Genomic DNA, 12,704 nt, shown 5'->3' with positions numbered 1-12,704 from the left:
CGTCAGAAAAAGGCGTAAGACGGAGCCGGAACTCCCGTCCGACGGCTTTTTTCGTCGTCGGACGGGTAATAAAAACTAAGAAGGAGAAAATAATTTTCTCCCAATCAATTAGCCAGAAAAACCTCAAAGACATGTACAAAAATTATCTCAAAATCGCCTGGCGGAACCTGCTTTCGAGCAAACTGTTCTCTTCCATTAATGTATTTGGTTTGTCTGTCGGGATGACCTGCTGTATGCTACTTTTGCTTTACATTATGAGCGAAATGTCGTTCGATAAACATCAGGAACATGCCAAAGATCTGTACCTTTTACGTAGCGAAAATGTTCAGTCCAACGGCGATAAAATGGATAATCCCAGAGCTCCGGCGCCTTACGCGCAGGCTGTAAAAGCAGAATTTCCGGAAGTGGAACAGGTTACAAGACTTTGGTGGAATTTCCTGGAGGCAAAAACTTTACTTAAAGTAACTCAGTCTGGAAAGCCTGAAAAATCATTTTATGAAACAAAAGGAATTAGCGTGGATTCTACTTTTTTCGATGTTTTTACCTATCAGTTTGTTGAAGGCGATCCCAAAACGTCCATGAACGATCCACATTCTGTTGTGCTTTCGGAAGATGTTGCGCATAAGTTTTTTGGTAAAGAATCAGCTTTAAATCAAACGATAAGAATTGGTGGAAAATCGGGTAATAATGAAGATTTTAAAGTTACTGGTGTATTTCGCGATGAAAGTGCAAGATCACATATCGATGCCCGTTATTTTGTTTCAATCCACTCCGGTTGGGTGGGAGATTACCTGAGACAGCCAGATTTGGATTTTACGAACAACAATATGTTTTATACATATCTAAGATTAAAACCCGGAACAAACGCTGAAAAATTCAGTGACAAATTGCCTTCTTTTATCGAAAAATACGCCCGAAAAGATTTAAGACTGGCTGGTTTTGATAAAAAATTATTCCTTCTGCCTGTAAAAGATATCCACCTTTTCAGCAAAATTGACAGAATTGTTACGGCTACAACAAGCACAACTTATCTTTACGTACTTGCTTCCATCGCGCTGTTCACGTTACTGATTGCCTGTATTAATTTTATGAATCTGGCAACGGCGCGTTCAGCCAGACGTGCGGCTGAAGTTGGAATCAGGAAAGTAATGGGTGCCGGAAAAAGTGGTTTGATCTGTCAGTTTTTGGGAGAATCCATGGTTCTTACTTTCCTGGCGCTGATAATTGCCATCGCCTCAGTTATCGTTTTTCTTCCCGTTTTCAATCAATTGGCGGATAAAAATTTAAATATTTCTGAATTATTCAAACCCGAAGTTGCCCTTGCATTTATTGGCCTCGCCATTGTAACGGGATTATTGGCGGGCAGTTATCCCGCATTTTATTTATCGGTTTTTAATCCATTGGACGTAATCAAAGGAAGATTTGTCAATTCTGTTTCTGCTACCGCTTTAAGAAGAGGTTTGGTTGTTTTCCAGTTTGTGATTTCTATCGGGCTGGTAGTGGCAACGATGGTGATTCAGGGACAAATTAAGTTCATGCAGGAGCAGCCGCTTGGTTTTACAAAGGATCAGCAGATCGTAATTCCTTTACGCAGCAAAGAAGCCAAAAAAGCTTATAATGCGCTCAAGAATGAAATGTTTCAGAACAACCAGGTTTCGGCGGCTTCGGGCACTTCTTATTATCCGGGCATTATCAATCCAAGTGATATGTCGGTTTTTCTTCCCGGACAAAGTGTCAATGAGGACGGTTTGGTCAAAACAAACGGAGTTGCGGCCGATTTTATGAAAACAATGGATTTCAAAATGGCCGCCGGAAGAATGTTTTCTGTGGAATATCCGGCAGATACCAATAATAAAATAGTGGTAAACGAAGCGACTTTACGCAAATTCAGAATTCCACTGGACAAAGCGGTTGGGCAAAAACTTAATTTTAATATGGGGGAAAAGGAAATTGGTTCACTGGAAATCGTTGGTGTGGTCAAAGATTTTCATTTTGAAGATTTACACAAAGTCATTGAACCATACGTGTTTTTCCTGAATAATGATACCAATTTCAATTATGTGATAGCGCACGTCAATACAAAGGATTTGAGTACGGTGCTTCCTTTTTTGGAAACAAAGTGGAAATCGTTAATTCCTGAGGAGCCTTTTTCATATACATTTCTGAATGAAGATTTCCAGAGCAATTATTCGGCTGATGCCAGGACTTCCCGGATCATCAACACGTTCACAGTTATTTCCATTCTGATTTCCTGTCTGGGATTATTTGGACTGGCGGCTTTTGCTGCACAGCAAAGAACGAAGGAAATTGGTGTAAGAAAAGTTTTAGGAGCTTCTATCCCAAGTATTGTTGCTTTGCTGTCGGGTGATTTTATAAAGCTGGTTCTCGTCTCCATTCTGATCGCCACGCCGCTTACCTGGTATGTGATGGGGAAATGGCTTCAGGATTTTGCTTACAGTATCAAAATGGAGTGGTGGATGTTTACCATTGCAGGCATTTTGGCGATTATAATTGCTTTAATTACAGTTAGTTCACAAGCGATTAAAGCAGCGATGACCAATCCGGTAAAATCACTCAAATCGGAATAATAAAATATCGGGAGAGATATTTTCAAAGGATTTCACTTTTTTCTAACCTATACTAATCATGATCAGGAATTATTTAAAAATAGCTTTCCGGAATCTGATCCGGAACAAGGTTTACAGCAGCATCAATATTGCGGGTCTGGCAATGGGCATCGCAGCCTTTCTTTTGATTCTTGAATATGTAAGTTTTGAAAAAAGTGTAAATCAGTTTCATAAGAATCTGCCGGAAATGTATCGTCTCATTAGCCTGGATGCAAAGGGGAATACCTGGGGACAAGTTGAACCCGGTTGGGCGGCAAAAGCAAAACAGAATTTTAGCGAGATAAAGGATTATTGTCGTTTTACCGATTATATTACAAAGGGAATAGTAAAAAAAGAGGGAGAAAATACAGGGGTTTTTCGCGAAGATAACATCGGTTATGCCGATGGGAATTTCTTCGATTTTTTTACTTTCTCAGTCATCAAAGGGAATAAGGCCGCACTGAATCAGCCAAAAGTAGTTTTCATTACTTCCAAAATGGCCGGTAAATATTTTGGAAAAGAAGATCCTATTGGTAAAACTTTAACACTTTCCAATCAGTTTGGCACTTTGTCTTATTCGGTGGAAGGTATTTACAAATCCCGGGAAAATTCAGATATCAACCTGGATATGATATTTTCCTTGAAATCTCTGCCTAATGCCGATAATCTTGAATCGCTTTATACCAATACATTTTTTCTGTTAAATAAAGGAGTTGATTATAAATCTCTGGAAAATAAATTATCAAAATTTCGGGATATTCAGCAACAGGATAAAGATGGAGTTAAGTTTCGTTTGCAGGCATTTGCCAATTTACATTTGTCGGATAAGCTGAATGATACCTACCAAACTACCGGCAATGTCAAATATGTTTATACCCTCGGCGTAATTGCTTTTTTGATTTTACTAATCGCATGGTTTAATTATATCAATCTGTCAACTGCAAATTCTCTCAAACGTGCCAGTGAAGTCGGTGTTAGAAAAGTGATTGGAGCGACGCCAGGCAATTTAATCGGGCAATTTCTGGGAGAATCGGCGTTAGTCAATTTGTTAAGTTTTACAATGGCCATTTTGTTGATTTACGTACTCCAACCGTTTTTTAATCAATTGATTGGAAAAAATCTATCGCTTGAAATTTTAGGAAATTCGTCCGTCTGGGTCATTGGTTTGAGTGTTTTTCTTTTTGGAATGCTGACATCCGGGATTTACACGGCTTATGCTTTATCCAATTTCAATCCGGTGAAAATCCTGAAAGGCAAACTGACGAAAACTTCACAAGGTGCTTTTTTGAGAAAATCATTAGTCGTTTCCCAGTTTAGTATTTCCATTGCATTGATGCTGGTTACTATTGTGATTTACAGTCAGCTGAAATTTATGCAAAATGAAAATCTGGGTGTGAAAACGAGCCAGTTGCTAGTGCTTCGCGGACCGGAAAATGAAAAAGACAGCACCTATAAAATTCGTAAAGCTGCGTTTTGGAATGAGATAAGTGAGCAAAGTTTTGTGAAAGATTATAGTTTGTCAGGCAGCGTACCGGGGAACTTCTATAACTTTAATACATCCGGATTTACCCAGCCAGGCTCGAAGGCCGGTGATGAATTGGCTTCGTACGCATTCACGATCATTGGCGACCGGTATTTAAATGTTTACGATATAAAATTAAAAGCCGGAAGAAATTTTACGCCCGAAGAAGCCAATGTGGATTGGAATAAGAATTCGAAAGTGATCATGAATGAAACCGCCATTAGGCAGCTTGGATTTGAATCGGCGGAAGATGCTTTGAAAACCAAAATAAAGTGGGACGAACGTTATCTGGAAATTATTGGTGTTGTGAAAGATTACCACCATACTGGTTTGCAAAAAGCCATTGATCCAATTATATTTTATCCACAAAACAGCAGCCAATACATCACCATAAGTCTGACTGCGGATGATATGCAGGAAAAAATTTCCAGACTGGAAAAAATCTATAAAAGCTATTTTACCGATAATCCATTTGAATATTTCTTTGTTGATGAAAACTTCAACAAACAATATGTTTCTGAAAAACAGTATAGTCAGATCTTTACAACCGCTTCGGTTTGGGCCATTTTTATCGCCTGTCTTGGACTGTTTGGATTGGCAACTTTCACAGTTGAAAATAGAAATAAAGAAATCGGTATACGGAAAGTGCTCGGTGCTTCGGTGGTAAGTATTGTCGGACTTTTGTCAAAAGATTTTCTGGTCTTGATTGTAGTTGCAATATTGATTGCCAGTCCGCTCACCTATTATTTCATGCAAAAATGGCTTAGTGATTTTGCATATCGAATCGATATTTCGTGGTGGATTTTTGCGGTTGCTGCGGGCTTGTCACTATTAATTGCAGTATTGACAATCATGTTCCAGGGAATAAAAGCAGCACTTATTAATCCTGTCAAATCGCTTAAATCAGAATAAAAGGGTTTCACGCAAAGCAGGTAAGAAAAAAGAGCAAAGCTCGCTAAGATTTTAGCTTTGTGTGCTTTGCCCTTTACTTTTTTGCTTTGCGTGAAATTAAGGCAATGCTTATTACTCCTGTCAAATCGCTTAAATCAGAATAAAAGATCCCAAATATGTTCAACTCAATTTTTGTCAAAAATTTATTGTGCGTCGTAATTTTCGCTTTTACAGGTTTAGTTTGTCGGGCTCAAAAAGTAATTGAGCCCGATTTATCTGCCTTGCTTAAAGCCAATAAAATTAGTGCAGTTAATCGTTCAGTTACCCAAATTTCAACAGACGTAAAGAAAAATGTTTTGCATCTCGATGGAAAACCTGACGCTGGGATTGCCTGGATTGATGATATCCGTTTTTCTGATGGAATTATCGAATTCGATGTAAAAGGAAAAAATGTTTTGCAGCAAAGTTTTGTTGGTATCGCTTTTCACGGTTCCAATGATAGTACTTACGATGCTATTTATTTCCGCCCCTTCAATTTCAAATCCACTGAAACCGAAAGGCGAAATCATTCCGTTCAATATATTTCCTTGCCAAAATTTGACTGGCCGGTTCTGAGAAAGGAACATCCAAATCAATATGAAAAACCAATAGATCCGGCACCTGAACCGGAAGAATGGTTACATGCGAAAATAGTTGTTGATGGCCTGAACGTTAAAGTTTTTGTGAACAACAATGCTCAGGCAAGTCTGGTTGTTAAAAAGCTTGGGAATAGTAATAATGGGAAAATTGGATTTTGGGTTGGATATGATTCGGATGGAGATTTTTCCGAATTGAAAATAGCACAAAAATAATATTTCCAATCGTTCACCTCTGTACGAAATCGTTCAATATTGAACACTTAAAATGAGGTAACTATCTGATATCCAAATGAAATAATATTTGGAATAATTTTTTTCAATATCAACTTAATAATCACTTCCAAAGTTTATGCTGAAAAACTATTTTAAGATCGCGCTTCGGAATTTACAGCGAAGCAAAGCGTATGCTTTTATCAATGTGCTTGGTTTAGCGCTCGGCATAACATGCGCTGTTTTGATTTTTATGCTGGTCAGGTATCATTTGAGTTTTGATACTTTCCACGCGAACTCAGACCGAATTTACCGGATTGTGACAGAGTTTCACAATGAAACCGTGAGCTTGGAAAGTGGTGTTCCGACTCCGTTGGGAAAAGCATTTCGTAATGATTTTGCTTTTGCTGAGAAAACGGCCAGAGTTATAACCTACGACAATCAACTTATTTCTCTCCCTAATTCAAAGGATAATAAGAAATTTGAAGAAGAAAACGGTGTTGCTTATGTGGAGCCGGATTTTTTTGATATCCTCAATTTTCCTTTGTTGGGAGGTGATAAAAAATCGGTTTTGTCTGAGCCTAATTCTGCGATTGTCACACAAAAAATTGCAGAAAAGTATTTTGGTAAAACAAATGCGATCGGTCAGGTGATCAGGATCAATAATGAAACAAATTATAAAATTACCGGTATTTTGAAAGATTTGCCTGTAAATACTGATAGAAGCCAAGAAATTTATCTCCCCTGGGAAAATCTGAAAGACGAGAATCCATGGCTTTTCAAGGACGATAGCTGGATGGGTGTTTATTCTTCATCCAATTGTTTTGTTTTGCTAAAAAACGGCGTTACCCAGGCCACAGTTGAGAAATCGCTACCGGCTATTTCAAAAAAATATTATTCAGCAAAGAACGCTCCCGGCTGGCAATTCAAGCTTCAACCGCTTTCAGATATACATTTCAATGCGGAATTGGGTGGATATATGGAGAAGAAAAACCTTTGGGCATTATCCTTCATTGGCATTTTTTTGATTGTAACGGCTTGCGTTAATTTTGTCAATCTGGCTACTGCACAAGCGCTTAGTCGCTCGAAAGAAATTGGTGTAAGAAAAGTCTTGGGCAGTTTGAAATCCCAGCTTTTCTGGCAATTTATTTCAGAAACGGCATTGATAACTTTTTTCGCTTTATTGATCGGGCTTATTTTATCCTACATCGCCTTACCTTATGTGAATGAATTATTTAAAGCGCATTTGTCTCTTTCCTTGATTTCTGATGGTACGTTAGTTCTTTTTTTACTGGGGTTAGTCGTTACGGTTACCTTCTTTTCTGGGTCCTATCCTGGGTTGATTCTGGCAGGTTTTCAGCCAATTTTGGCACTTAAAGGAAAAATATCACAAAAAAGCGCCGGTGGTTTTACATTGAGGAGAGGTCTTGTCGTTACGCAATTTGCGATTTCGCAAATCCTGATCATTGGTACTATTGTGATTGCAAATCAGATGCGTTTTTCCAAACAATCGGATCTGGGTTTTAATAAAGATGCGATGGTAATGCTGCGACTTCCGGTGACTGATCTTGCAAAAATGAGTACATTGAAATCCAGAATTATGCAGTTGCCGGGAATAAAATCGGGCACATTTTGCTTCGCTGCTCCGGCTGCAAATTCCAATAGTAATACCATGTTGCGTTACGATTCACGTGGAGAGAACGAACAATTTGATATTAATATGAAAGCTGCTGATGATCAGTATATTAAAACTTTTGGTTTGAAACTGGTCGCTGGTCGTAATATTATGCCATCAGATACTGTACGTGAATTTGTGGTAAATGAAACATTGATTAAAAAACTTAAATTAAAATCCGCTGATGAAATCCTGGGTAAGGAATTGAGCCTTGATGGAGGTCGTAGAAAATTTATTATAGTAGGTGTTGTGAAAGATTTTTACAATTATTCCTTCCGAGACAATATCGATCCGATTTGCATTATGGCAAATTATAAAAACTATCAGAATTTTGCGCTCAATATCGACATGGCTAGTATGAAGCCGACAATGACTGAGATCGAAAAAATTTGGAGTGAAACCTATCCTGAATACATTTTTCAATCTACTTTTCTGGATGATAAAATTGCAGAATTCTATGCACTGGATTCCATTATGCTTCAATTGATACAGTTCTTTGCCGGTGTTGCGATTTTCATAGGTTGCCTTGGACTATACGGCTTGGTTTCCTTTATGGCTGCACAGAAAACCAAAGAAATCGGAGTCCGGAAAGTTTTGGGAGCAAGTATCGGGAATATTGTCTGGATGTTTGGAAAAGAATTTGTTCGTCTCTTGTTAGTTGCATTTGCCATTGCCGCGCCATTAGGCTGGTGGGTGATGAATGGCTGGCTGCAGGATTTTAAATACAGAGAAGAAATAGGAGCGGGGATTTTCCTTTTGGCGATCGGTGCTACGTTATTGATTGCTGCGCTGACTGTGGGATACCGGTCCATTAGCGCGGCCTTGATGGACCCCGTCAAGTCGCTCAAATCGGAATAAGTTTAAACCTGATCTATTAGTCATGCGGTTTTGCCAGATTGAAAAGTCTGGTAAAACCGCTTCGGTTTGTAAAGGAATTGTGAAAATATTAACCGTTAACCAGATTTGCTCACCATGCTTAAAAACTATTTCATCACAGCGATACGCTATCTATGGAAGCAAAAAGGATTTTCGATCATTAATCTGATTGGCCTTACCATCGGGATGAGCGTCTGTTATTTTGCTTTACTTTTTGTTCATTTTGAACTGAGCTACGATACGTATCACGAAAAATCAGACAGAATATACCGGCTCGTTACTGACATTAAAACAGACCATGGAACGGATCAGTTAAGCACAACGGCGACTATGGCTCCGTCCATGCAGGCGGCTTTCCCGGAAGTGCAGGCGACTACCCGGATTTTTCTTGATTACCTGATTATTCAAAAAGGCGAGGAGCAGTATAGTGAGGAGAATATCGCCTATGCAGATTCTTCGATCTTTTCCGTTTTTACTTTTCCTTTAATAAGCGGCAATCCGGCACAAAGTCTTAATGCGCCCTATTCTGTGATTTTATCCGAAACGGCAGCACGTAAATATTTTGGAGAAGAAAACGCTCTTGGAAAAACTCTAAAAGTCAACGGAAAGGAGCAGGCAACCGTTACGGGCATCATGAAAGATATACGGGATAACTCCCACTTCAAGGTGAGTATGCTGTTCTCAATGTCGACCCTGGGAGAAGAATGGATGCAGAATTCAAAGCGGTTTTTCTTTTATACTTATTTGTTGTTACCAGAAAACCAGGATCCGGCGGTGTTGACTGCAAAGTTTCCCGGATTTGTAAAAGATCATTTCGATCAAAGTAAAGGTCAATATTCCTTGGCGTTGGAACCGTTGAAAACCGTTTATCTGGATGGAAAACCACGGGGTTCCAAAACCGGTAGTTCTGTAAATGGAAACCGTAGTCACGTTTATATTTTTTCGTTTGTTGCAGCTTTTGTACTTTTTATCGCCTGTTTTAATTTTATTAATCTGACGACAGCCTTGTCTATTCAACGGGCAAAAGAGATTGGTGTGAGAAAGGTTTTGGGTACTACAAAAAGGCTTCTGGTCTTTCAGTTTTTGATTGAAGCACTGGTTTTAGCATTGACTTCCTTTGTATTGTCAATCATTGTTTGCAGTCTTTTTTTACCATATTTCAACGATTTGGCAGGAAAAACGGTGAGCATCAGTATATTTCAAAACCTGGGAAATCTTGGAATACTGTTCATGATTTCCGTAATTATCGGATTACTTTCCGGCATATATCCAGCCTTTTTTCTTTCCCGTTTTCAGCCCGTCAGTATTCTCAAAGGTGGATTTATTTCTGTTTCGAAGGGAATCGCGTTTAGGAAAGCGTTGGTTATTGCACAGTTTTCAATCTCAATTATTCTGATCGTCGCAACGATTGTAGTGTATAGTCAGCTCCATTTTATGCAAAATCAGGAACTGGGTTTCAAGAAAGATCATATGCTGGTCATTGATTTTCAATATGACGATAAGATTACCAGTCACGAAGAGACAATAAAGGATCAGTTAACCAAAATTCCGGGAGTTACAGCAGCCTCAATTTCTTCAAGTATTCCAGGCAAATCGAATCACATATATCCTACAAAACTTGAAAATAAAAGCAGCGACATGCAGGATTTTCAACTGGATACGTATTTTGTCGACTATGATTTTTTGAAACAATATCAGATTTCTGTCATTGCGGGAAGGGGTTTTTCCAAACAATTTGGGTCAGATTTAAGAGAAACCATACTTATTAATGAAGCCGCGGTAAAAAGTTTGGGTTATGCCAATCCGCAAGAAGTAATCGGCAAACGTTTTTCACAATTGAATGTCAACGGACTAGTTATTGGTGTGGTTAAGGATTTCCATTTTCGGTCTTTTCAGGAACAAGTTCAGCCGTTGATACTTCGTGTATCTCCGGGATTTTTCACTTTCCTGACATTGAATGTTTCAGATGAAAACATGCCGGAACGTATTCAGCAGCTTGAAAAAAAATGGAAACAGCTTGTCCCTAACTTGCCGTTAATTTATTTCTTTGCCGACGAAGCGTATACTAATCAGTACCGTGATGAGCAGCGTTTTGGCAAATTATTCATCGGTTTTGCCGCCTTCGCCATCCTGATTTCCTGTCTGGGATTGTTGGGATTATCTGCGTTCAGCATTACCCGGCGAACCCGGGAAGTGGGTGTGAGAAAAGTAATGGGTGCTTCCGTTTCGGGAATTGTTGGTTTACTTTCACTTGATTTTATAAAACTGGTACTAATCGCAATTTTAATAGCTTCACCCATTGCCTGGTATGCCATGAACCGGTGGTTGCTGGAATTTGCTTACAGAATTGAAATTTCACCGTGGATATTCATTTTGGCTGGCTTTATAGCTTTGTCCATAGCAGTCGCAACGGTAAGTTTTCAGGCGATTAAAGCCGCTCTGATGAATCCGGTAAAATCACTTCGTTCAGAGTAAGGCGGATTGTACAAAGGATACTTTTATAATTACAAAATGCGATCGGCATGACTGACATTGTAGCCATGGGATTTGTCCCCTGGACCAGAATTTATTTCTGGCGGAAAACGTCTGTAATTCTGGTGAAAAAATCTATAACGAATGCCATCGAAACCTCCCTTATTTAGACCCGAAATTCATAATAACATTAATTAAAACCGAACAAAGCTGTTCGCAATCGAACATTTTATTTTTAATAAAATATTTTAAATAATTGATAGTTAGTTACTTAATTTCTGGCATCCCTTTTTTAGTGTTTGAAGTCCATTGAGATTTCATTCAGAATCATACTGGATAGGTTGCTGGTAATTCAATAGTGGTTCTGACAATTGTCGGGACCACTATTTCAAACAGTAACCCATTTATCAAAGCGCCATGAAAATAAAATAACGTTAGATTTTTTCTTGTATACAGGAAAAGAAAAATGCCAGAACCGGGAAAAATCCTGATTCTGGCATTTACTTTTTATCCCGAAAAATTAGTTTGCCGGATCCGCCGGTGTGCTTGAATTATTCTGGCGTTCGTTGGTTGGATAAGGATACCAGTCACGGTTCCGTTCCGTAGAAGGACGTCCAAAACGACGGCTGTCTTCCAATTTTAAACCTGACATAAATAATTCGATACAACGATTTCTGTAAATCTCGGTCAAAACCGAAGTGGCATCTGTACCACCTGAATAAGCAGGCAAGGCAGCACCAATTCCCCATGCATCCGTTGTTTTGGTAAGGACTTTATTCAGTTCAGTGATCGCAGTGTCAATAGTCCCTTTTCTAGCCAGGGCTTCTGCTTTAATAAGCGTAATTTCACCCGGTAAATAAACCGGAATCGGAGAAGTGTTTGCAGTGAAAAAACCAGTTCCCAAATTCTTCGTTGGTGCCGCTGTTTGCGTATAAAAACTTACGCGCTTGTCGGCAGCGTCAGGTTTTAATGCGTCAGGCAGTCCAAGTGCTGTACTGACCGGTTCCGTTACATTTCTGTTGCCAAACGAGCTGAAGAAAATCGGATTCTGACTTACATCATCATAATTAAAAGCTGATTTTTTTGTCAGATCAACTTTGTTCGCTGCTGTTAACGCTTTGTCATAATCTGCTAACATCAGGCTGTAACGGGCAATTAGTGCCTGTATCGTATTGGGCATATCAATGCTATTCACAACAAGTTTTGTGAAATCGGAGGACGGCGCCGTAGCAGCGATTGCCGCAGCAGCCGTTTCCAACGTTGTGATAGCTTCTTTTAAAACATCCTGACGTGAATTAAAAGTGATATTAGTTCCTGTTCCAATAGGAGCCTGCTGCCAGAATTCTGCAAGATCTCCCAACGCCAATGCGCGGAAAATTGACGCATAGGCCAGGATTCCGCTTTTCAGCCCGGGATCAGCAGCTTTGTCAATATTTTTCAAAACGATATCTGCATTGGATTTCGTCAAGTGGCTTTGAGCCCATAACGAAGTGATGACAGCGTTACTGCCTTGCACGTTTCCAGAACCTTTGCTTAATAGATCCAGATCGGTATTCCCGGCATTTAATACCAGAAGTTCCTTTGTTGTAAGTCCGTTTGCTGAGATAAATGTGTAAACCACACCGCCACCACCTACGCTGTAACGGTACTGAAGTCCGTTGGCAAGTGCAATAAGTCCATAAACATCATTAACTACCTGAATTTCGCTGGCCGCGCTAGGGTTTAGAAATTCTTTTTGCTCACAGGAACTGAAAGTCAAAATCCCTGATGCCAGAATCGTATATATAAGTGTTTTTTTCATGTCAATAAGATTG

At 39.3% G+C, this 12,704-nt stretch carries 6 protein-coding genes; 5 read left to right on the top strand and 1 reads right to left on the bottom strand.

Annotation, left to right across the window (positions count from 1 at the left end):
• Positions 1–131: 131 nt before the first annotated feature.
• The 5 genes from FDK13_RS15125 (at position 132) to FDK13_RS15105 (ending at position 10,893) form a co-directional block, all read left to right on the top strand.
• On the top strand, positions 132–2,588 hold the full coding sequence (locus FDK13_RS15125) for an ABC transporter permease (protein ID WP_137340838.1): 2,457 nt from the start codon (positions 132–134) through the stop codon (positions 2,586–2,588).
• Between the two features lie 58 nt (positions 2,589–2,646).
• On the top strand, positions 2,647–5,040 hold the full coding sequence (locus FDK13_RS15120) for an ABC transporter permease (protein WP_137340837.1): 2,394 nt from the start codon (positions 2,647–2,649) through the stop codon (positions 5,038–5,040).
• A gap of 155 nt (positions 5,041–5,195) precedes the next feature.
• On the top strand, positions 5,196–5,870 hold the full coding sequence (locus tag FDK13_RS15115; protein ID WP_137340836.1) for a hypothetical protein: 675 nt from the start codon (positions 5,196–5,198) through the stop codon (positions 5,868–5,870).
• A 136-nt stretch (positions 5,871–6,006) separates the two neighbouring features.
• A complete protein-coding gene (locus FDK13_RS15110) occupies positions 6,007–8,400 on the top strand; it encodes an ABC transporter permease (RefSeq protein WP_137340835.1) in 2,394 nt (797 codons plus the stop codon).
• A gap of 114 nt (positions 8,401–8,514) precedes the next feature.
• Positions 8,515–10,893 carry an ABC transporter permease gene (locus tag FDK13_RS15105; protein WP_137340834.1) on the top strand — a complete coding sequence of 793 codons (2,379 nt, stop codon included), beginning with the start codon at positions 8,515–8,517 and terminating at the stop codon, positions 10,891–10,893.
• A gap of 517 nt (positions 10,894–11,410) precedes the next feature.
• Here the strand turns inward: FDK13_RS15105 and FDK13_RS15100 are convergent.
• Entirely contained in the window at positions 11,411–12,691 is a 1,281-nt protein-coding gene (locus FDK13_RS15100) for a RagB/SusD family nutrient uptake outer membrane protein (protein WP_137340833.1), read from the bottom strand.
• Between the last annotated feature and the right edge of the window lie 13 nt (positions 12,692–12,704).

This window comes from Dyadobacter frigoris, assembly GCF_005280585.1.
Classification (GTDB): Bacteria; Bacteroidota; Bacteroidia; order Cytophagales; family Spirosomataceae; genus Dyadobacter; species Dyadobacter frigoris.
The sequence above is the reverse complement of the archived record's forward strand: the minus strand, read 5'-3'. Positions and strand labels throughout refer to the sequence as shown.

Excerpts from the sequence above, each read along its gene's own strand:
- FDK13_RS15125 (WP_137340838.1), top strand. The coding sequence starts at position 132 with ATGTACAAAAATTATCTCAAAATCGCCTGGCGGAACCTGCTTTCGAGC.
- FDK13_RS15120 (WP_137340837.1), top strand. The coding sequence starts at position 2,647 with ATGATCAGGAATTATTTAAAAATAGCTTTCCGGAATCTGATCCGGAAC.
- FDK13_RS15115 (WP_137340836.1), top strand. The coding sequence starts at position 5,196 with ATGTTCAACTCAATTTTTGTCAAAAATTTATTGTGCGTCGTAATTTTC.
- FDK13_RS15110 (WP_137340835.1), top strand. The coding sequence starts at position 6,007 with ATGCTGAAAAACTATTTTAAGATCGCGCTTCGGAATTTACAGCGAAGC.
- FDK13_RS15105 (WP_137340834.1), top strand. The coding sequence starts at position 8,515 with ATGCTTAAAAACTATTTCATCACAGCGATACGCTATCTATGGAAGCAA.
- FDK13_RS15100 (WP_137340833.1), bottom strand. The coding sequence starts at position 12,691 with ATGAAAAAAACACTTATATATACGATTCTGGCATCAGGGATTTTGACT.